1 protein-coding gene and 1 pseudogene are annotated in these 446 nt (G+C 47.3%); one reads left to right on the forward strand and one right to left on the reverse strand.

Going from position 1 to position 446, the window contains the following annotated elements:
* Nucleotides 1–168 (forward strand): integrase core domain-containing protein (locus tag ACUU1M_RS20625; protein WP_141010958.1); only part of this gene is annotated, 168 nt, incomplete at its 5' end.
* Nucleotides 169–176: 8 nt separating this feature from the next.
* On the opposite strand, the pseudogene ACUU1M_RS20630 reads toward ACUU1M_RS20625, so the two are convergent.
* Nucleotides 177–446 (reverse strand): annotated as a pseudogene (locus ACUU1M_RS20630) (porin); the annotation flags it as partial.

Here is a 446-nt window from a genome sequence, read left to right on the forward strand (position 1 = left end):
GTCATGCCCAAACCAGACGGGTTAACGGCAGCAAAGAACCTTGCAGAGGCGTTCGAGCATTATAACGAATGGCATCCGCATAGTGCACTGGGTTATCGCTCGCCACGGGAATATCTACGGCAGCAAGCCAGTAATGGGTTAAGTGATAACAGGTGTCTGGAAATATAGGGGCAAATCCAACCTGCTACGTCCAGTGCTTTAGAATAGGAGTAACCGATGGATGGACGCAGACCAAAGTCGAACTGATATTGCAGAACAGCTTCGAAGTTTTGTGTTTTGTTCACAACATCACCGTCGTCGGAATTCATGTTGTGAGATTCACCGTACATCACAGCAGCATAAACATTGTTAGCGTCATATTTTGTTGACAACGCCCAAACTTCGGCTCTTTCGCCTTTACCATCACCAGACTGCCAATCAGTACGGTCAGAGTTTGCATAAGCACC

This window comes from Shigella sp. SIG6 (assembly GCF_053555815.1).